The sequence below is a fragment of the Thermogemmatispora onikobensis genome, from assembly GCF_001748285.1.
GTDB lineage: Bacteria > Chloroflexota > Ktedonobacteria > Ktedonobacterales > Ktedonobacteraceae > Thermogemmatispora > Thermogemmatispora onikobensis.
This window is the reverse complement of record NZ_BDGT01000070.1, coordinates 1-19577: the sequence shown is the minus strand read 5'-3', so window position 1 is coordinate 19577 and position 19577 is coordinate 1. Positions and strand designations below refer to the sequence as shown.

The following is a 19577-nucleotide window of genomic DNA, read 5'->3' as shown; positions in this document are numbered from 1 at the left end:
ACAAATTCCATGACGAAGTAGTAATTGCCTCGTTCCTGGAAGCTGACGATCAACGAGGGAATATTAGGGTGCTTGAGATTGAACATCAAATCAATCTCTTTATTAAAGCGCTCGATAGCGGCCTTGCGCTCCTCCTCCGGCATTCCCGGGTTGATGAGCAGCTCCTTGACGGCGCGATAAAAGCCGGGACGGTCAACCTGCTCGACCTTGTAGACGGTACCCATGCCGCCTTCGCCGAGCACATCCACAACGCGGAATTTGCCATCGAGAATTGTGCCGATCGGGAGAGCCATAGCGCTTTCTTCCTCAATCGCCTTCAGGCCGCCTCGACGCGCACGACAAGGGCTGTGATGTTGTCTTCGCCCCCGTGTGCGTTGGCCAGAGCGATCAGCTGATCGCAGATGTCCTGAAGGGACTTCTGTTCGCTTAAGGTTTTGCAGATTTCGTGATCGCGGACCATTTCCCAAAGCCCATCACTACAGAGTAGCAACATGTCTCCGGGCTGGAGGCGCTCCTGAAAGACGTCCACCTCGACCTGCCGGCGGCCCGCCCCCAGCGAGCGGTAGATGAGATTGCGCTGCGGGTGGGTGTAAATCTCTTCGGGCGAGATTTGGTGTGCTTCGACCAGCTTGGCCACCAGCGAGTGGTCGCGCGTCAAGGGCTTGAGCTGGCCATGACGCAGCAGGTAGGTTCTGCTGTCACCGACGTTGGCAATATAGGCTGTACCCTGGTAGACCAGAGCCGCGGTAACGGTGCAGCCCAGTCCCCGGGCTTCTCTTCGCTGCTCGCCGTGGTGGATGATCGCGCTGTTGGCCTGCCTGATGGCGTTTACAAGCCGCTCTTCGACAGAGCGCAGCAGTGGCGTTTCAGGCAGTTTGACCGTCAATCGGGCCTGTTGCTCTGGTGTGAGTGGCTGATGGGGGGGGACTTCCTCCGGGCTGCTCCTCGCTTTGGGCGCCTCTTCGGCTGGCGGGACCAGCTTCACGGTCGGTTGCTCTTCCAGGGGAGGAGCAAGCTGAAGCGTGGGCTGCTCGCTCAGCGGCTGGAAAAAGCTATCAAGTGCCCGGCTGATCGTTTCTACCGCCAGGCGGCTGGCGACTTCCCCGGCGCGGTAGCCACCCATTCCATCGGCGACGATGAAGAGGGCGACATCCCCCTCCGGACTGATGCGCCGATAGGCACAATCTTCGTTCTGTTCTCGTTGCCGACCGACATCGGTTTTATCCGCGGCAAGCAGTTTCAATGACATAGTTGAGTACCTCATGCAGGCGGGCTTTTCTGCCTGTATTTCTCTGTTTATTTGCTATAGCATAACGCATATTTAGAGAAAGGCGAAAGGCGCAGACTACCTCTACCCACATCGTTAAAGAAAGGTTCAGAAAACTCTTATTACTGTATCATCTAGCCTTGACACTAGTCTATACGTGGCATGGGTGCGAAGGTTGTAGCCGGGGGGGGAGCAGGTCAGCATGTGGCTGCTGGCCCAGGGTCCACCACAGCAGGGCAGCCAATGCAATCGCTAGACCTATTCCTGCAATGACCAATGCTCCCAGCAGGCCAATGATGACCAGGAGCAGGCCAGCAGCCGTTACCAGGGGGCATAGACTGGCCTGATGGATCGTGGCCTCAGCGGTCACGGCCTGGGCCGAGAGCTGCTCTTCGATGAGGGCATACAGAAAACGCGCATCGAAAGGCTTACGCACGTACAACATCGCTTCATCCTGTGAGAAAGGAGGTGTTTCCCAGGACAAAGCAATGATTGGTACTCCGGCAACCTGCGCTTGTATGCGCGCGATTTGCAGAAGAGAAACGTCCTGTCGGCGTCGCCGATCGAGGTCGACGATCACGAGTCCTGGCTGCCAATCAGGTGAGAGAGAGGGCCAGTGCTGAGGAGCGGTTGCGATGACCATAATCCCCTTTTGTTGCAGGCCCAGGGCGATCAGACGTCGCAGGGGCGCCTCTGCCTCGATCACCAGTACTGTTCGACTTCGGCTGGAGAGATCTGCCATTGCTCTCTGGCCTCCTGCTCAGCGGCGTCCGGTCCGCCACTTCTCCTCGGCTCCTGTACCAGCTGGCGTGCTGTTGCTGACCTGGCTGGTACTGTCGTCATCCCCTTCTTCTAAAGGATACGTTTCGGCCCAGCCGGCGGTTACAGGTGCTCGTCTCTGGCAGGACGGGCAGCAAGGAGCCGGACAGGGCTAGCGGTCAGTGTGGCAGACCCCGGGGTGTGTCCTTCTGGTACGCCAGGAAGAAAGGAGGCGAGCAAAAGCAGCAACTTTTGCTCGCCTTGCTTGTACGTTCGGCGTCTCAGTTCAAGAGGAACCTGCAAAGCGCCTGGCCATCCAGCCAGGCAAGGTCGTAGGCATGGAAGAGACAGGACTCTCATCAATTAAGAGCAAAGACTCCTGCTGTCTTCTTGCTCGTTCTCCTGGCTACCAGGCGCCTGCGCCAACGCCAACGCCAACGCCAGCCAGAGAGACAGGCCCTGCGGTCGACTCACAGGTGCATTCCATTCAGCGCTCAGGATGGGAGCGGCCAGTCTTTGCGCAGGAGAAGGGGGTCTCCCTGCCAGAAGACTAGCCTTTGCCGACCTTCCCCTTTGTGCGGCCCAGTTCGCCCGGGATATCCTCATTCAAGCCAATGTGGTTCACCACCACACGCACACCGGGGATCTGGATCAGCTCATCCTCCAGCAAGTACTTCATCTGGCGCGTAGGCACCTCACCGTAGAGGTGGAGAACATAGTTTTCAACGAGCACCCGCAGATCTGTAGCGCCTTCCAGCTTGCCCGCCTCTTGTAGCTGAGCAATGCGACGGTTGGCCTCGTTGAGGATGGCGTCCTCAGCGATAATAAAGTTGCGCACGTCGATCACATGAGGCAGCTTACGAATCTCTGCCTCGATAGCCTGTTTCTGTGCCTCCAGCTCCACCTTCCCGTAGAGGGCCAGGACCACGCCTTCCTGCTCCACCTCTACGTTGACCGGGTGGGCACTCCAGGCCAGATCGCCGCGTACCACCAGGCGATCGACAATTTCCTGCGCCTGCTCGCGCACCGCCTCGGCCAGCGGGCTGACCTCGCCCTCGGCAGTGGCGACACCGAAACCGGGGTAAGTCTCAGCGTGAGCATAAGCCTGCGGGTCTTCCAGACCCCAGCCGACGATTCCGATGAGCGTGCCCAGCGCACCGAGCAAAGCCAGCACCGGCGTCTGATTAATGATCAGCAGGCCGATGAAGGTCACAAAGATGGCCACGCTGGCGATCAGCGGCCAGTAGCTAGGGATAGGCAGGTGATGCTCTCCTGTTCCCTCATGCTCCTCCTCGTAGGCAGGAAGGAGCGTAGCGGTCAGGTCACCTGTCGCGAGATTGATGCCTTGCAGGTGAGTTTCCATACTTATCGCATCTCCGCGAAATCTTTCTATTGCAGAATAAATAGCGTACGAGCACGGACAGATTGCAAGAGTCCCCTCCATTTCTAAGGATAGCAGGAGAGGAGCATTCTTGCAAGCCAGGTCCCACAGCTCCAGGCAGTGGCGGCAGCCAGCTTCTTCGCTGCGCTTCTGTCTGTACAGAGCCGTGCCTCACCACCCTCTCCTTGTGCATGCCGATCGCCGGCGAGGCGGCGCCTGTCTATTTGGTTGTCCTGGCCTGTGTGCCTGGCGTCCTGCTGCTGGGGCCTGCGATCCCAGCCAGTCCCATGCAAAGAGCGAGGCATGCTATGCTGTGCTAGCGCTACTCCTTAAGCAGCGTTTGCAGGTCGCTCGTCAGCTGGGAAGGGATGAAATCATCGCCCAAGAGAACGCGCTCGCGTCCCTGTTTATCCACCACGTAGAGCACGGCGGTATGAGATACCGGGCCGCTGCTGCTATTGGCGGTGGCCGCCTCGGCATCGATACTATAGGCGCGCCAGATAGGCGAGAGAGCCGAGCGCGAGCCGATCAAGAAATGCCAATAAGAGGTCATCTTATGAGTATTCGAAAAGGCCAGAGCGGCGGCCTGGGTATCGCCTACCGGGTCGACGCTTACGGCCAGAACCGCCACGCGCTGGGCATCGCTGCCGAGCTGCTGCATGACCGTATGCAGCTTATCGGCGGTCACGGGGCAGACCGTTGGGCAATGGGTATAGAGGAAGGTGATCACCACCGGCTTCCCCTTAAAGTCTGCCAGCGAGACGCTGCGACCGAACTGATCGGTGAGCTGGAAACCAGGGGCAGGTCGGCCATCGAGCAGCGTCCCCTGCAGCCCCGGGCTGCCAGTGGTGGGCTGGCCTGCAGGTTGGCCGTTAGCGCTTCCCCCCTGGCCGGCTCGCGAGTTCAGCACAGCCACCACAAGCACTACCAGTAAGGCCATTGTCAATACCGAAAGGCGCGAAGCCAGACGCCAGTTCAGCCACCTCACGACTCAGCTCCTAGTGGAAGATGACGCGATCCAACACCATTGCGGCGAAGATCATCGCCAGGTAGCAATTAGAATACCAGAACAGGGTGCGAGCCCAGCGTCGTGACTGCCTGTCCCACAGCAGGCGCAGGGCCATATACACCAGGATGCCTCCCAGTACCAGGGCTGCCACCAGATAGAGGTAGCTCATTGCCCGCATGGCGAAGAGCACCAGCGTTACGGCCAGCAACAGCAGCGAGTAGAGGAAAATCTGCTTGCGCGTCTCCTGCTCGCCAAAGAGCACCGGGAGCATCGGCACATGGGCCTTCTCGTAGTCTTTCTCGATCAAGAGAGAGAGGGCCCAGAAGTGGGGTGGTGTCCAGTAGAAAATGATGGCGAAGAGCCAGATCGCTGGCAGCGAGATTGTGCCAGTAACCGCCGCCCAGCCGACGAGAACAGGAACTGCGCCGGCGGCTCCCCCAATGACGATATTCTGGGCCGTGGTGCGTTTCAACCACATGGTGTAGACGCCCACGTAGAAGAGAATGGCGCCGCAGGCCAACACCGCGCTCAGCAGGTTCACAAAGAGGTCCAGAATCAGGAAAGAGGCCACGCCTAGTGCAACACCGAAGATCAGGGCCTGGCGTGGCCGCACGCGCCCGGCGGGAAGAGAGCGGCGTGACGTGCGGGACATGATGCTATCGATATCGCGATCGTAGTAGCAGTTAATGGCATTGGCGCTACCCGCGGCCAGAGCGCCGCCCAGCAAGGTGGCGACTGTCAGGCCCAGGGGGGGCAGGCCCTGGTAGGCGATGGCCATGGCCGCTGCGGTTGTTCCCAGCAGCAGCACTGTCACATGGGGCTTCATCAAATCAATGTAGCCCGAGATGGTCTGGCGCAGAGGGCTGACGCTCTCGCGGGCAGCCGCCTCCGCGGCCTCCAGCTGCTCTAGCTCGGCGCCCTGGGGAGCAGCGCGCAACTGGCGAGCGGCCAACGCAGCCAGCAACACCAGCAGGCCCCAAACGGCGCTGGCCACTGCCAGATGCAGGCCACGCATAAAGGTAGCTGCATCCTGATTAGCAATGCTGCCGAAATGCAGCGAGCCGCTACCGAGCAGGGGGATGGTTCCACCGATCAGGGACTGCAAGACAAAGAGCAAGGCGGCAGCGACAGCTACGCGAGCCTGCCCGGGAGCAACACGGCGCCGCCGCCAGGCCGTGTAGAGGGTCCAGGCCACCACCAGCCCCACAATTGTGGCGATCAGGCGGTGGAGGGTGTTAATGTCGCCCAGGCGGGCCATGCCGGGAAGCGTTTGGCCGCACAGGGGCCAGCTCGTACAAGCGAAGGTCGCACCGCTGCCAACTACGTAGGAACCGCTCAACATCAAGCCGTAGACCAGCAGGGCCGTTGTCACTGCCAGACGCAGGAAACGGCGTGTCTGCGCTGGATGCTCCTGACTTGGAGAGGGCTGGCCTGCCATCACCGCGATCGTAATCACTGTCGCGAAGATCGCCAGGGCCGTGGCCAGGTGAGCGGTAATAATCTCGGGGGGCAGCTTCCAGAGCACCGTCAGCCCTCCCAGCACAATCTGCACCACCAGTAAGGCCGGAGCGATCAGGGCGGGCACAAGGACCTGCCGCTCCTTACGTGCCCAGAGCAGAGCGCAGATGGCCAGGGCCACGATCAAGACGCTGACGATCGATGCCGTATAGCGGTGTGACTCCTCAAGCAGGGTACGGATGTCGGGAAAGACAAAGGGCCGGCCATAGCAGAGCGGCCAGTCGGGGCAGCTCAGGCCGGCATCGTTGACCCGCACCGTTCCCCCCAGTGCCACCAAAAAATATGTGAAACCAACCGCGACCCATGCGATACGGCGTATCATCTTCATAACAGCTACAGGCTCCCGATCAAGAGTCTCTACAGGTAAATAATAGCCCGCTTCGTCCAGTCAACTTCAGAGCGTTGTCCGTATTGTCAGACCTGAACCTGATACTGCCCTTACAGGCCAGGAGGCTGACCTTACAGTTACCTGAATGCTGTTGTCGCCGCTGCTTTCCCTTGCTATAGTATCTAAGAGCAGTTTGGCGGCAGGCGAGCCAAGCGCTCTTAGACATTATCGGAGAACAGGGCGACGGAGCGAAGTAAGCAGAGCCGCTGCTCTGGGTTCCTGCAAGGGTACGATCATCGCGCAATGGGAGCGGGGCAATGGACTTCTGGCTGAGAGCCTGGCATTTCATTCCTTCGGTAGTAGTCGGCTGCGTAGCGATTGCTGTTCTCTATCTCTACGCCATTGGGCCGCTGCGCAGGCAGTACGACCTGGGGCCGCCAGTTCAGCGTAGCCGGGTGGTCATCTTTCTGCTGGGAGTGCTGGTCATCTTGCTGGCCCTGGTATCGCCGCTTGATGAGCTGGGGGATGACTATCTCTTCAGTGCCCATATGGTGCAGCACCTGCTGATCACCTTAGTGGCTCCGCCGATGATGCTCTGGGGGATACCTAGCTGGCTTCTCGCCCCCCTCCTGCGCAACCGCCTGCTGTTCAGACTGGCCAGGGTGCTGACCTTGCCTGTCGTCACCTTCTTTCTCTTCAACGCGGACATCTTTCTCTGGCATGCGCCGCCGCTCTACGACGCTACCCTGGAGAATGAAGGCATCCATGTTTTTGAGCATATAACCTTTATTGTCTTCAGCTTCCTATTCTGGTGGCCAGTGTTGAGTCCGCTGGAGGGTGAGCTGGGGCCGCTGCCCTTACCGGGCCAGGTGCTCTATCTCTTCCTCAGTGGGATGCCGATGGTCCTGCTGGGGGCAGGATTGACCTTTGTGCCGCCGCTCTACGCTCCCTACCTGGCGGCGCCGCGTATCTGGGGAATCTCTGCGGCCACGGATCAGCAGCTTGGCGGACTGATCATGTGGGTGCCGGCCAATATTCTGGTGATTGTGCTGATGAGCGTCCTCTTTATTCGCTGGATGCTGGAGCAAGAGCGGCGGCAAGAGGAGCGCGAGCGCCTGGCCTGGCAGCGAGAAGAGGAAGAGCTGCGGAGGCCATCGCTGCTTGACCAGGGGAGCGGTGAGGGCGGTGCCGATACAGAGCGCCGAGGCGAGGACCTGAGCCAGAACGAGAGCCGAGGGACGGGGTTCAGCCTGCCCTCTTCTGCCAGACGCGAGCGCCCTGGCGAGCCGCAGGCTTGATTGGCTGCGACTGACGAAAGAAGGCCGGCAGGCGGCGCCTGGGCTGCGGAGGAGCCGCATTCAGGCGGCTGTAAGGTTCCTTTTCGGTCCTGCAAGTTCTCTGTCAGGGAAGGGCGCTAGACTGATCGGCCAGACTGGGCCTGCTCTGTCGCCTGACCTCCGCTGCCCGTAAGCGATGCGAGGACAAGAGAGGTCGCCGGGCTGCTTTGCTGGCGCTGCGCTGCTGGCGCGCTTGCTGGCCAGCGGGCCTGCGCCTGCGGCAGTGCGATGAAAGAAGGCCGGACTCTGACGAAGTGGGTTGGATCGAAGAGGAGGAAAGGCCGGCGAGGCGAGCGGAGAGGCCCGCGCTCTGGTTGAAGGCCCTCGCGGGGCAGCCCTATAATTATCTAGAGCGCTAATCTGTGTCTAATTGAGGAGTGCGAGCAGTGAGGATACCGTTATTTCGAGGGAAAACACGTTGGGGGCTGCTGCTCCTGACGTTGCTCTTATCCTCGCTCCTGTTCGCCGCCTGTGGCGGCAATCCCTCGATCCTCAACCCGGCGGGGCCGGTCGCGCAGGATGAGGCCAATCTCTTCTGGTTTATCCTGGGTGTGGCCACCTTTGTCTTTGTGGTTGTCGAGGGGATTCTCATCTGGTCGATCATTCGCTTCCGCGAGCGTCCGGGGATGCCGACGCCGCGCCAGATTCATGGGAACACGACCCTGGAAATTGTGTGGACCGTGGCGCCCTCGATCTTCCTCTTTGTGGTGCTGGTCTTTACGATCCGCACCATGTTCCAGGTCGATACCATCCCCACAGGTGGGCAGCAGTTAGAAGTCACAGCGGTCGGCCATCAGTGGTGGTGGGAGTTCGACTATCCGACCCAGAAGGTCATTACCGCTGATGATCTGGTGGTGCCGACGGGGACCGTGGTCCATGTCAAGCTCTATTCGAACAATGTGATCCATAGCTTCTGGGTGCCCAATCTGACGGGTAAGACCGACGTGGTGCCTGGGCACGACAACGAGAAGTGGTTTAGCGTCGATAAGCCCGGAACCTACCACGGCCAGTGCGCCGAGTACTGCGGCCTGCAGCATGCCAACATGGCCTTTAATGTGATTGCGCTGCCGCCGGACCAGTTTGCCACCTGGGTGAGTGGCCAGCAGCAAGCGGCAGCTAATAATCCGCAGTATGCGCGCGGGCTGGCGCTCTTCAAGTCGAAAGGGTGCACGGCTTGCCACGGGATCGTGGGGGTCAACCTCAACGATTTCAATACGCAGCCGCAAACGCTGGTCGGCCCCAATTTGACACACTTTGGAAGCCGTGATTTGATCGCCGGCGGCGTGCTCAAGAATACGCCTGAAAACCTGGCGAAGTGGTTGCATGATCCGCAGGCGGTGAAGCCGGGGAATGATATGCCCAATCTCGGACTCTCCCAGTCCGAGGTCAATGACCTGGTGGCCTATCTGGAAAGCCTGAAGTAAAACGATAATACTAGAGAAGAGCTTTTTCGATAGATAGGTCACCGGCCACCTGCCTGACGGGCACGCGACGCGGGGGCAGTCAGGCCATGAGCCAGGAGCGAGCAAGTTGATCGCGCGCCGGGCGGTGGCTCTGTCTGCCGCCTGCCAGCCTCTCAGTGAGAGAGCTGGCCACTCCCCGGTTTGCCTGAAGGGGCTGATTGGATATTCGGAGGATTTTCCATGGCAACCAGTACCATTGTTGAGCGTCCTGCTCTGGTCCGACAGAAGCGCTTTAGCGAGACATATCTTGGCCAGTGGCTGACGACCACCGATCATAAGAAGATCGGGATCATGTACATGGTCACGGCCTTCTTTTTCTTCGTGGTCGGCGGGTTGGAGGCGTTGCTGATCCGAACTCAGCTGGCGCTGCCGGACGGCAAGGTGCTCGATCCCCAGACCTATAACGAGATCTTTACGATGCATGGCACCACGATGATCTTCCTCTTCGTGATGCCGATGTTCACAGGTCTCGGTAACTACGTGGTGCCGCTGATGATTGGGGCGCGCGACATGGCCTTTCCACGCCTCAATGCCTTTGGCTACTGGATTGTACTCTTCGGTGGCCTCTTTCTCCAGTCCAGCTTCGTGTTCCATGCGGCACCAGACGGCGGCTGGTTCGCTTATGCTCCTTTGACTGAGTGCGGTGTGCAAGGGGTGAACTGCATCCCGGCGACGCCCTCGATCAATATGGATTTCTGGGCTTTGGGCGTGCTGCTGCTGGGTATCTCGTCGGTTTCGGGCGCGTTGAACTTCGTGGTGACCATTTTCAAGCTGCGCGCGCCGGGCATGACGATTAACCGCATGCCGCTCTTTGTCTGGATGACGCTGGTCACGTCCTTCCTGCTGCTCTTTGCCCTGCCCAGCCTGACCGCAGCTGCGGGCTTGCTGCTGCTCGATCGTCATTTGGGAACACACTTCTATCAGGCGGCCTTCAATGGTGATCCGCTGCTGTGGCAGCATCTCTTCTGGTCCTTCGGCCACCCGGAGGTCTATATCCTGATTCTTCCGGCTTTCGGTATCGTTTCGGAGGTGTTGCCGGTCTTCTCGCGCAAGCCGATCTTTGGCTATACCTTCGTGGCCTGGTCGGGGGTCGCTATCGGGTTCCTGAGCTTTACGGTTTGGGCGCACCATATGTTCGCTGTGGGCCTGCCAGTGGTGGCTCAGGCGTTCTTCGCGACCAGCACGACCTTGATCGCTATCCCGACGGCGGTCAAGATCTTCAACTGGCTGGCGACGATCTACGGCGGAAAGCTCTCGTTCAAGACGCCGATGCTGTTCGCTCTGGGCTTTGTGGCCATGTTCTTGATTGGCGGCCTGAATGGGGTGGCGCTGGCGATCGTGCCCTTCGACTATCAGGTGACCGATAGCTACTTTGTGATCGCTCACCTGCACTATGTGCTCTTCGGCGGGGCGGTCTTTGCGATCTTCTCGGCCATCTTCTACTGGTTCCCGAAGATGACGGGCAAACTGCTGAATGAGCGCCTGGGCCAGATCCAGTTCTGGCTGATGTTGATCGGGGTGAATGTGACCTTCTTCCCGATGCATATTCTGGGCCTGCTCGGGATGCCGCGCCGCATCTATACCTATGCTCCCGATCTGGGCTGGAATGAGCTGAATCTGCTGGAGACGGTCGGCGCCTTCATTATCGCGGCGGCGATCCTGGTCTTCTTGTTCAACTTCGTGACAAGCCTGCGCCAGGGTCAGTCGGCAGGCAGCGACCCCTGGGATGCCTTCACGCTGGAGTGGGATACGGCTTCTCCGCCGGAGCCCTACAACTTTAAGACGATCCCTGTGGTGCGCAGCCGCCGCCCGTTCTACGATAAGAAGAATCCGGAGACGGCAGACTGGAAGGTGGCCGTCCATTGAGAGTAGAGCGATGCTGAGCGCCTGTGAGCAGCGCCGTCTTCCTGCTGGCGCCCGGGCTGACTGGCTGCGCTGGTTGTGCTTCCGTTGGCCCGCTGCGACAGGCGGGAGCCGGCGCGCTCACCCTGGGAAGGGCTATCTCGCCTGTCTCTGGATGAGCCGGCCCGGCTATCGCACGAGAGAGGCGTACTGTGATTAACGAGGAAAAGCAGAAGGACAGGCCTCCAATTGAAGATGAGGGCCTGCAAGTGCAGGAGGAGGAGGACAAGAGAAGGCCAGGTAATCCTGGGAGCGCCAAGATGCAGCAGCAGCCGCAGGAGAAGAGCGGTGAGGCGGCGGCAGCGAACGAAGAGCAGCCGCGACCAGCGCCTGAAGGGGCCAGTGAGCAGTCGCAGGGTCGCCCGTCTCGCGCCAGAACCCCTCGCGGCCCTCATGCCAGTCTCTGGCCCTTCGTGCTGGCTCTGGCCATCGCGCTGGCCTGTTTGGGTGTAGTGACTCATCCTGCTGTGCTGGTCATCGGCGCTTTGCTGATCGTGGTGGCCGTGGTCGGTTGGGGCCTGGAGCGCTATTAGGTGAGGTTGAGAGAGCGGAGGAGGCGCGACAGTGCTGCGTGGTCTGGCTTCTTTTGTCGGCTGCTTGATCTGCTCTCGCGCAACACCTGGGCATGCGTGCGCTGGACGCGCTGTCTATCTGTCCATCTATCGACGGCTGGCCAGCGTCAGATGCTGGCGATCTTGCCAGGGTTAGCTTCGCGCTGAGGGGTTGCCGGCAAGATCACCTCTGTTGAGCTTCTTGGAGAGAGAACAGTCAGGAGAATTTCGAGGTATGAGTGTTGCCTATCGCGAGGGGATACCTGCCCTGGAGCAGGTGCATGATGAAGGTGGGCGCAGCCTCGGCTGGTGGGGCATGATGTTCTTCATCGCCTCGGAGGCGCTGATCTTCGCGAACCTGATCGCTGCCTATCTCTATCTGGAGATTCGCCAGGGCGGTCACGGCTGGCGCCTGCCTAGTGAGATCTGGTATCCGCTCATCAATACAGTCATTCTGCTGGGGAGTAGTGCGCCCATTCATTATATTGCTGCCAAGGGCATCGAGAAGGGCAGCCAGCAGCGCCTGATCTGGGGCTTGTTGGCGACGATTGTAATGGGGGCTATTTTCCTGGGTGGCCAGGTCTACGAGTATAGCTCGCTGATCAGCGAAGGCTTCACGCCCCAGAGCCAGCTCTTTGGCTCGGCCTTCTTTACGCTGACTGGCTTCCACGGTCTGCATGTGACCGTTGGTTTGATCTTCCTGCTGATCGTCTTTGTGCGCGCGTTGAACGGCCACTTTACAAAAGAGCGGCATTTCGCTTTCCAGGCCGGCGAGATGTACTGGCACTTCGTTGATGTGGTCTGGATCTTTGTCTTCAGCATTGTCTACTTGCTTCCGCTGTTGCGCGGGTAGCAGTGCGAAGGGAAACGGCGCGGAGGGTGTCAGGCAGGCGGCGTCAATGACCCTTATGGCCTGAGCTGGTGGGTTGTGTGCGATCCGACCGAGTTCTGGACCAGGCCAGCCCGGCTGGCACCGGCCAAAGGAGTGCAGCTTGACCTGTCCCCCCAGTTCCGAACAGCAGTAGCATACCACTGTCAGACTGATAAGCAAGGGCGTTCTGGCGGCTCCCAGCTCGCTTGAAGACGCCCTTGCTTGCTTGGTGTTGGTGCGTAACCCTTCCGATGATGTGATACAATTAGAGACGTGGGGGAAAAGGTCCCTGCCTGCGATCGTCCCTTGATCGCGAGCGAAGTGCTGATTGGACCGGCGAGCTTTGGAAAGGAATCGCCACTCATGGGAGAGGTTAAGCATAGCGGCAGCTTGTCTTCGCACAGCATCGACGAGGGTACGCAGTCACCACGGGCGAGAAAGCGCATTATCCGCAATTGCTCGGTCTGTACGCAGCGCATCCCGCTGGAGGCCATTGCGGTCACGGAGCCCGAGGGTGCGCCCGAGCCGCGTCAGTCCTGGGTGTTGTGTCGTGAGTGCTATCGTGCGCTGCTCGCTGAGATGAGTCGCTCGCCGGTGCGCTCACCCCTGCGTCTGCGCATTGCCCTGGGTCTGGTCGCTGCTGAGCGACGCCCGGCTTCTGCTTCCTCAGCTCCTCATGTTCGGCGCTTTGTCCATGATCATCGCGCCATTATGTTTATTGCGTGGACGCTCATCATTGGCATGCTCTTGCATCTTTTATTGATTGTGGGACTGGCCAGTCTGCATTAGTCCTCCTTCCCGTGCGCGAGCGCTCCGGGCACCATGCTGGCTCTCTCCTTGAGAGGTTCAGGTTGCCTTGAACCTTGACCGCCTTGCTAGAATATTCATGAGTACTCATCGATCGTACCAGCAATGCGGAAAGGTGTTCGTTTCATGGAGCGCGCCGCCAGAGATGGGGCGGACATGGCCAGCGCTGACCGTCGCTCTGCTGAAGAGTGTATGACCTTCCTCACCTGCCCTGCGTCTGATGCTGCTCTCTCTTGGGCATCGGCTACCTCTACGCTGAGGCCCTCTACTGCCCAGGCGATCCTGGCAACAGTCGCGGAGAATCTCGGCAGTGGCTTGCTGCTCTTGAACCAGCGTGGGCGGCTGGCCTGCGCGAACAGGCGGGCGCGTGAGCTGCTAGGCTGCGAAGCCCATGAGCTGGTTGTCGGGTCGACGGTGGATGTACGCGCGCGTTTGCTGGCGCGGGCTGCCGACCCCCAACGCGCTCGGGAGATCCTTGATCGCTTCTGGGAGCATCCGGAGCAGGAGGCTTCGACGGATCTGGCTCTGGTAGATGCGGCGGTCCGCTGGCTCCGCGTGCACAGTTTCCCCATCCACGGCGACGAAGGTCGCTTGCTGGGGCGGGGCCTCCTTCTGGAGGATATTACGCTGGAGCGCGAGGCCGCTCAGGCCCGTTCAGAGGCGCTGGCTCTGGCGGCTCATGAGCTGAAAACGCCCCTGGCGATTATTAAGGGCTGTGCGACTACCTTGCTCGGTTCGTCGCGCCGCTGGGACCCGGCTGTGCAGCGTGAAATGCTGGAGATGATCGATGCTCAGGCCGATCGCTTGCATGAGATTCTGAATACGCTCCTGGATGTCTGGCGGCTCGATAGTGGGACACAGACGCTGCGCCTGGCTCAGGTGCAGTTTGAGGAGTTGCTGCGCCGCCTGGTGGAACAGCGGGAGCGCTCGGCTCCCGGCCATCGCTTTATTCTACGCCTGCCCCCTTCCTTGCCTCCGGTGCCCTGCGATCCTTTGCGCATAGAGCAAGCGCTTAATCATTTGCTGGATAATGCGGTTCGCTATTCGCCTGGCGGGGGAACCATTCGTCTAGAGGTGGAGGTCGAGGGCGCTGAGTTGCGTGTAAGCATTACGGATCAGGGCCTCGGCATTCCACAGGAGCATCTGGAGCATATCTTTCAGCGCTTCTATCGCTTGCCGCGCGAGGAGGCTGAGGACGAGGAGGAGGGGAGCGGTCTCGGGCTGGCTGTGGCCCGCGCGACCATTGAGGCGCATGGGGGGCGCATTTGGGCCGATTCCCCTGGCCCGGGCCAGGGGGCGACTTTCTCGTTCACCCTGCCACTGCGGGTGACGGAAGAGCTTCCAGCTGGCGCTTTGACAACGGAGGCGTTGCCTGCTCTGGCTTCTGCAAGTGCCTCGGTTCAGAGTCAGGGGCCGAGCTTGCGCCGCGAGCGCCTGGCTTCCGTTTTGCTGGCTGAGCAGGATGCGCGTATTGCTCGCTATCTGCGCGCTCATCTGGAGGAGCAGGGCTGTCAGGTGCAGCTGGCAACTCATAGCGCTCAGTTCTTCCGCGTGCTGGATCTGCAGGAGCCAGACTTGATCTTGCTGGCTGATCTGGCCGATATTCCGGCTTTGGAACTGCTGCGCCGTCTGCGCGAATTTGCGGAGACGCCGGTGATTGCTCTCTGTGCTGCCGGTCATGAGGAGGAGGGGATTCGCCTCCTCGATGCTGGCGCGGACGACCTGGTCTATAAGCCTTTTCATCTGCGCGAGCTACTGGCGCGGGTGCGCTGCCGTCTGCGTCGGCGTGGTGGGGATGGTACTGCTGCCGAGACGAGGCATCAGCGCGTCTTCCGTACGGGCGATTTGGTGATTGATTATGCGCAGCATCAGGTTGTTGTCAACGGGCAGCCAGTGCAGTTGAGTCGCACGGAGTATCGCTTGCTGAGCACTCTGGCGCAGCATGCTGGTATGGTGATGACCCATGAGCTGCTGCTCGAAAAGGTTTGGGGACCGGAGTATAGTCGCGAGATAGATTTTGTCTGGGTCTATATCAGTCGTTTGCGACGCAAGATTGAGCCGGACCCGCGCCATCCACGCTATATTCTGACGGTGCCGGATGTGGGCTATAAGCTGGCCCGTCTGCCCGGCTGAGCCCGGCTCCTTGCTTTCTCTCTCTCTCTCCTTTCCTCCCTCCCTCCCATTTGCCGCCTTCCCAACTGCCGCTTGAGCGTAGGGCAGGCCAGGAGATGAGGCCTGGCTGCCGGCGTGCTCTGTGTCTGTGGTCACGTCCTCTCAGTTGAGGAGCTGCTCTTCGCTCAAGGGACCGAGAGCAACCAGGACCTGTTTTTCGCGCAGGGGAAAGCGCTGCAGGGTGCGCATGATGTCGTCGGTGGTGACGCGCTCAACGCGCTCGATTTCCTCATCGATGCTGATCAGTCGACCTTCGGTGACCCAATCCGAGGCCAGGGTGCGCATGCGGGTGAAGGTCGATTCGCTGCTGAGGACGATGCTGCTGATCCATTTATCCTTGGCGCGGCGCAGTTCGTCTTCGTAGATGCCATCCTCAAGTAGGCTCTCAAGCTCGGCGCGCAGGAGACGCAGGACGCGCGGGGCCTCTTCGGGGGTAGAGTTGGCTTCGAGTAGGAGCATGCCGGTGTCTTCGAGGGCCCACAGGCCGGCGCTGGCCGATTCGGCCAGGCCCTTTTGATGGATGTTCCAGTAGATGCGTGAGCCGTCGGTGTCCCCCAGGATGCTGCCCCCAAGGGCGGCAGCGTAGTAGTCGGGGTCCTGGATGCTGACGCAGGGCATGGCGAGCAGGATGATCTGCTGCTTGAGGCGCGGGTCAACGATGACGTTGTTGATGGAGTGCGCTGGTTCGTAGGGCTGCGGCTCGCGTCCGCTCTCGCCGCTGCGCCAGTCGCTGCAAAGCTGCTCGGCGCGTGCGACGAAGCGCTCCCAGTCGAAGTTGCCAGCGACGGCCAGAATCATGTTGCTGGCGCCATAGCGGCGCTGCCAGTAGTCGCGCATTTGCTCGATCCGCATGTTGCGGATGCTTTCGCGAGAGCCGAGGACGTCATGGGCCAGGGAATGGCCGTTAAAGTAGGTCTGGGCCAGGCGGCGGAAGGCCAGGTTGTAGGGCTGGTCTTCGGAGCGGGCGATCTCGTTGATGATGACCTCTTTTTCGGTTTCGAAGTCGCTTTCTGCCAGACGCGGATACATCATGTCGCTGAGGAGTTCGAGGGCGCGCTCGCTGTATTCGTCGAGGACGCGGGCGAAATACATGGTGGCCTCGTGAGAGGTGAAAGCGTTCAGTTCGGCGCCGATTTTGTTGAATTCCAGGGTGATCTGCTGCCAGTCGAGGTGGCGCGTGCCTTTGAAAACCATGTGTTCGAGGAAGTGTGAGACGCCCTCGATGGCCGGGTCGTGCTCGTCGCGCGAGCCGGTGCGCACGTAGTAGGCGATGGAGACCGATTCGAAGTCGGGCATGCTCTGACCCACGATCTGCAGGCCGTTGCTGAGGCGGTGGGTATGGAAGACGTCCCGACCGACGGTGATGGAGTCTGTCATGCTCTCTTCCTCCGCGTAAACAGGAGCCTCATATGTCCTTTTTTCTAGCATGATAGCCCCTGCCAAGAGCGGCTGTCAAATAGAGGGAGAGGGGCCTCGCCCCTCGGGCTGCGCTGGCGATGGTTCATTGCGCTCTGCCATCCCCCGCCCGCCAGCTGTTACGGGCACCGCGCCTGGCGCTTGACAGGACCCCAAGAGCATGCTAGGATGAAACCAGTCTGTTCTCTGGCCTATGACTGGTAGCGTGTGCGCTTTGCCTCTGACCAGCGCAGGCCGTTGGCTTACATTGCCGTTCCTGCATCTACATCACCGATCAAGCAAAAAGGGGCCGTAGCTCAGTGGATAGAGCAGCGACCTCCTAAGTCGCGTGTCGGAGGTTCGATTCCTCTCGGCCCCACTTTCTTCATTATAGCTCGTGTCAGCTTCCTATCTTCTCTCTTTCAGCTGCTCCGATCTCTTCGCCTGTTCCTGGCGTCTCTTCTCTGGGTGGTCCCACCGACTGGCGCCAATATAGCTGCTCTTGTCTATAATCATCAAGATGACCGTTGAGTACTGGATTGGCCGCCAGTTTCTTCTAGAGCAATCCATTGATGTTGGCCGTTCTTATGCTAAAATAGACGAGTATCATGCGATGAGGAGTTGATAGGATGAATCTCCAGACTCGAGGCAGGTGATCGATCGGCTATGACGGCGGCTGAGACGAAGACGGCTCTGGTCTTTCTGTGTGCTGCGGCTCGCGATAGGCGCTTCGTGGAGGAATTGAGAAATCATTTGCAGACACCCGCTCTGCGCTCGCGCCTGCGTTGCTTCGCCTCGCTCGATGTGCCCGCCGGACGGGTGCCCTCCCAGGAGGTGGGGCAGGCTGCCCGGCAGGCTCAGGTGGCGGTGGTGCTGGTGAGTGCAGAGCTGTTGAGTGGGCGGAACGAGGAGCATAAGGAGCTTAATGTGCTTTGGCGACGGGGACAGCTGGGGGGGCTTCTTCTGATTCCCGTGCGGGCACGGGCCTGTCCTCTAGAGGGGACGCCTCTCGAAAAGTTGAAATTTATGAATGAAAAGAGCTGCGCGGAGCTGAGGCGGGCTGAACGCGACCAGCTCTGGGTCAGGGTGGTGAAAGCGATCTGTGCGGTGCTGGAGGCGGACGAGGAAGGGCAGGCCGAAGCTGCCAGAGAGATGGGCAAGGAGGGGCTTGAGGCGCTCTGCGCCCGCGTGGAGGAGCGTTATCGACGGGCGCTGCTGGGGGACCGCAGTCTGACCCTGCTGCAGGTGCTGGGGATGCGTACGGCTTTCCCGATCGAGCGGATTTATATCCGTCTGCGTCTGCACGAGAAGCCGGAGATCCGCTATCTCGGTCCCGAGGAGCAAGGGGAACAGTTTGATCATCTGCATGTGCGGCGACGCCAACGACGGCGGCTGGAGCGGCGTTTCGGGGAGGCGTTGGAGCCACAGGAGGCGGTCCACCGCCATTCGCGCTGTGTGATACTGGGCGACCCAGGGGCTGGTAAGACGACGCTGCTGCGCCATCTGGCGATCTGCATTCTGCGCGGCGAGGCTCCGGCTTTGCCTCCGGTGCCAATCTATCTGAGCCTGAATGCTTTTGCAGCCTCGGGTCAGGAGAATTTGTTAACTTATGCGATCTGGCGCCTGACGCGCGATTACCGAGACTACGGACTTGAGGAGGAGGAGGTAGCCCTCTATCTGCGCACGCGCCTGGAGGAGGGCAAGACGCTCTTTTTGTTGGATGCGCTGGATGAGACCCTGATTGGTGAGTCGCCAGAGGAGGCCGGGCAGAGCTATCGCCGGGTGGTGGAGGCGGTGCAGCGGCTGGCCAATCGCTCGGCGGTGGTGGTGACGGCCCGTCGCGCCGGCTATCGCTTGCATCGCCGCCTGACTGGCTTCGATGAGCTGGATGTGCTCGATTTTCGCCAGCAGGAGATTGAGCAGTTTGTCCAGCGCTGGTTTGCCCAGGAGGGGAACGGTAGGCCCGAAGCGCGAGCTGAGGGTAAGCGCCTGCTGGATGAGTTGCTCCAACAGCCGCATCTGTTGACGCTGGCGGCCAATCCGCTACTGCTGACGCTGATCGTCCTCCTCTATGAGGAGAGCGGTGAGCTGCCGGCGCGGCGCGCGGCGCTCTATCGGGAGTGTGTGACGCTCCTGTTGGAGCGCTGGGATCGTGAGCGCAATATCCGAAGAATGGGCGGCCCGGTACATTTGCGCCCCGATCACCATCGCCATTTGCTCTATGAGCTGGCCTGGCATATGCACGCTCGCGGCTGGCGCTATGCACCACGCGCGGCGCTGGAGGAGTGGATCGCCGAGTTTTTGCCGCGCCTCTGGCAGACCGGCGGGCCAGACCTGGCGAGGCAGGTGCTGGAGGCACTCAGTGATGATAGCGGGCTGTTGCGGGAGCAAGGTCAGGATCTCTATGGTTTTCTGCATCTGACGCTGCAGGAGTATTGCGCAGCCTGTTACGTCAGTGAGAGCGGCAGCGTTGAGCTGCTGCTTCCCTACCTGGGTGATCCGTGGTGGGAAGAGGTGACGCTGCTCTATGCGGGAGCAGTCAACGATGCGACGCCGCTCTTTCGCGCACTGCTTCATGACAGTAAGAAGGCACCACCAGAGGATCTCTTTCACAGCAAGCTGCTGCTGGCAGGACGCTGCCTACTGGCGCAGCCTCTGCTGCGCGACCGGCCAAAGCTGCGGTACGAATTGCCGAAGCGCCTCTTCAAGGAGCTGGAGCGCACTCCCTATAGGCTGATGGAAGAAAAACTTGCCGAGATATTAGCCCTGTTGGGACGTGTCTATAGCGAACCTGTATTAGGATCAGGCGATGATACT

At 60.3% G+C, this 19577-nt stretch carries 15 protein-coding genes and 1 tRNA gene; 9 read left to right on the top strand and 7 right to left on the bottom strand.

Annotation, left to right across the window (positions count from 1 at the left end):
* From BGC09_RS20275 to BGC09_RS20250, 6 genes are all read right to left on the bottom strand, one after another.
* Positions 1-293 (bottom strand): protein kinase domain-containing protein (locus tag BGC09_RS20275; RefSeq protein ID WP_176728991.1); only part of this gene is annotated, 293 nt, incomplete at its 3' end.
* A 23-nt stretch (positions 294-316) separates the two neighbouring features.
* Entirely contained in the window at positions 317-1249 is a 933-nt protein-coding gene (locus BGC09_RS20270) for a protein phosphatase 2C domain-containing protein (RefSeq protein ID WP_069806029.1), read from the bottom strand.
* A gap of 169 nt (positions 1250-1418) precedes the next feature.
* The gene (locus tag BGC09_RS20265; protein ID WP_069806028.1) at positions 1419-2009 is read right to left on the bottom strand and encodes an ANTAR domain-containing protein; all 591 of its coding nucleotides are present in this window, start codon (positions 2007-2009) and stop codon (positions 1419-1421) included.
* Between the two features lie 567 nt (positions 2010-2576).
* On the bottom strand, positions 2577-3389 hold the full coding sequence (locus BGC09_RS20260) for a BON domain-containing protein (RefSeq protein ID WP_069806027.1): 813 nt from the start codon (positions 3387-3389) through the stop codon (positions 2577-2579).
* Positions 3390-3729: 340 nt separating this feature from the next.
* A complete protein-coding gene (locus tag BGC09_RS20255) occupies positions 3730-4395 on the bottom strand; it encodes an SCO family protein (RefSeq protein ID WP_069806026.1) in 666 nt (221 codons plus the stop codon).
* Between the two features lie 10 nt (positions 4396-4405).
* Entirely contained in the window at positions 4406-6262 is a 1857-nt protein-coding gene (locus BGC09_RS20250; RefSeq protein WP_084659174.1) for a heme o synthase, read from the bottom strand.
* A gap of 317 nt (positions 6263-6579) precedes the next feature.
* Here BGC09_RS20250 and BGC09_RS20245 point away from each other — a divergent pair, with 317 nt between their 5' ends.
* The 7 genes from BGC09_RS20245 (at position 6580) to BGC09_RS20215 (ending at position 15326) form a co-directional block, all read left to right on the top strand.
* Positions 6580-7560: a cytochrome c oxidase assembly protein gene (locus BGC09_RS20245; protein WP_069806025.1), complete on the top strand. Its 981-nt coding sequence runs from the start codon at positions 6580-6582 to the stop codon at positions 7558-7560.
* 425 nt (positions 7561-7985) lie between these two features.
* Positions 7986-9023: a cytochrome c oxidase subunit II gene (gene coxB, locus BGC09_RS20240; RefSeq protein WP_176728990.1), complete on the top strand. Its 1038-nt coding sequence runs from the start codon at positions 7986-7988 to the stop codon at positions 9021-9023.
* A gap of 219 nt (positions 9024-9242) precedes the next feature.
* The gene (ctaD, locus tag BGC09_RS20235) at positions 9243-10928 is read left to right on the top strand and encodes a cytochrome c oxidase subunit I (protein WP_069806024.1); all 1686 of its coding nucleotides are present in this window, start codon (positions 9243-9245) and stop codon (positions 10926-10928) included.
* 296 nt (positions 10929-11224) lie between these two features.
* Entirely contained in the window at positions 11225-11497 is a 273-nt protein-coding gene (gene ctaF, locus BGC09_RS20230; RefSeq protein WP_141727883.1) for an aa3-type cytochrome oxidase subunit IV, read from the top strand.
* A gap of 253 nt (positions 11498-11750) precedes the next feature.
* The gene (locus BGC09_RS20225) at positions 11751-12368 is read left to right on the top strand and encodes a cytochrome c oxidase subunit 3 (RefSeq protein ID WP_069806022.1); all 618 of its coding nucleotides are present in this window, start codon (positions 11751-11753) and stop codon (positions 12366-12368) included.
* A gap of 381 nt (positions 12369-12749) precedes the next feature.
* A complete protein-coding gene (locus BGC09_RS20220; protein WP_069806021.1) occupies positions 12750-13175 on the top strand; it encodes a hypothetical protein in 426 nt (141 codons plus the stop codon).
* Between the two features lie 144 nt (positions 13176-13319).
* The gene (locus tag BGC09_RS20215) at positions 13320-15326 is read left to right on the top strand and encodes an ATP-binding response regulator (protein WP_069806020.1); all 2007 of its coding nucleotides are present in this window, start codon (positions 13320-13322) and stop codon (positions 15324-15326) included.
* A 141-nt stretch (positions 15327-15467) separates the two neighbouring features.
* On the opposite strand, the gene BGC09_RS20210 is transcribed toward BGC09_RS20215, so the two are convergent.
* Positions 15468-16742 carry a M16 family metallopeptidase gene (locus tag BGC09_RS20210; RefSeq protein ID WP_069806019.1) on the bottom strand — a complete coding sequence of 425 codons (1275 nt, stop codon included), beginning with the start codon at positions 16740-16742 and terminating at the stop codon, positions 15468-15470.
* A gap of 324 nt (positions 16743-17066) precedes the next feature.
* On the opposite strand from BGC09_RS20210, the gene BGC09_RS20205 reads away from it, so the two are divergent.
* Positions 17067-17139 (top strand) — tRNA-Arg (locus tag BGC09_RS20205).
* A gap of 287 nt (positions 17140-17426) precedes the next feature.
* A partial coding sequence (locus BGC09_RS20200; RefSeq protein ID WP_069806018.1) for a TIR domain-containing protein occupies positions 17427-19577 on the top strand: 2151 nt, incomplete at its 3' end.

Excerpts from the sequence above, each read along its gene's own strand:
- ctaD (WP_069806024.1), top strand. The coding sequence starts at position 9,243 with ATGGCAACCAGTACCATTGTTGAGCGTCCTGCTCTGGTCCGACAGAAG.
- BGC09_RS20245 (WP_069806025.1), top strand. The coding sequence starts at position 6,580 with ATGGACTTCTGGCTGAGAGCCTGGCATTTCATTCCTTCGGTAGTAGTC.
- BGC09_RS20265 (WP_069806028.1), bottom strand. The coding sequence starts at position 2,009 with ATGGCAGATCTCTCCAGCCGAAGTCGAACAGTACTGGTGATCGAGGCA.
- BGC09_RS20210 (WP_069806019.1), bottom strand. The coding sequence starts at position 16,742 with ATGACAGACTCCATCACCGTCGGTCGGGACGTCTTCCATACCCACCGC.
- BGC09_RS20215 (WP_069806020.1), top strand. The coding sequence starts at position 13,320 with ATGGAGCGCGCCGCCAGAGATGGGGCGGACATGGCCAGCGCTGACCGT.
- BGC09_RS20220 (WP_069806021.1), top strand. The coding sequence starts at position 12,750 with ATGGGAGAGGTTAAGCATAGCGGCAGCTTGTCTTCGCACAGCATCGAC.
- BGC09_RS20270 (WP_069806029.1), bottom strand. The coding sequence starts at position 1,249 with ATGTCATTGAAACTGCTTGCCGCGGATAAAACCGATGTCGGTCGGCAA.
- BGC09_RS20250 (WP_084659174.1), bottom strand. The coding sequence starts at position 6,262 with ATGAAGATGATACGCCGTATCGCATGGGTCGCGGTTGGTTTCACATAT.
- BGC09_RS20260 (WP_069806027.1), bottom strand. The coding sequence starts at position 3,389 with ATGGAAACTCACCTGCAAGGCATCAATCTCGCGACAGGTGACCTGACC.
- ctaF (WP_141727883.1), top strand. The coding sequence starts at position 11,225 with ATGCAGCAGCAGCCGCAGGAGAAGAGCGGTGAGGCGGCGGCAGCGAAC.
- BGC09_RS20225 (WP_069806022.1), top strand. The coding sequence starts at position 11,751 with ATGAGTGTTGCCTATCGCGAGGGGATACCTGCCCTGGAGCAGGTGCAT.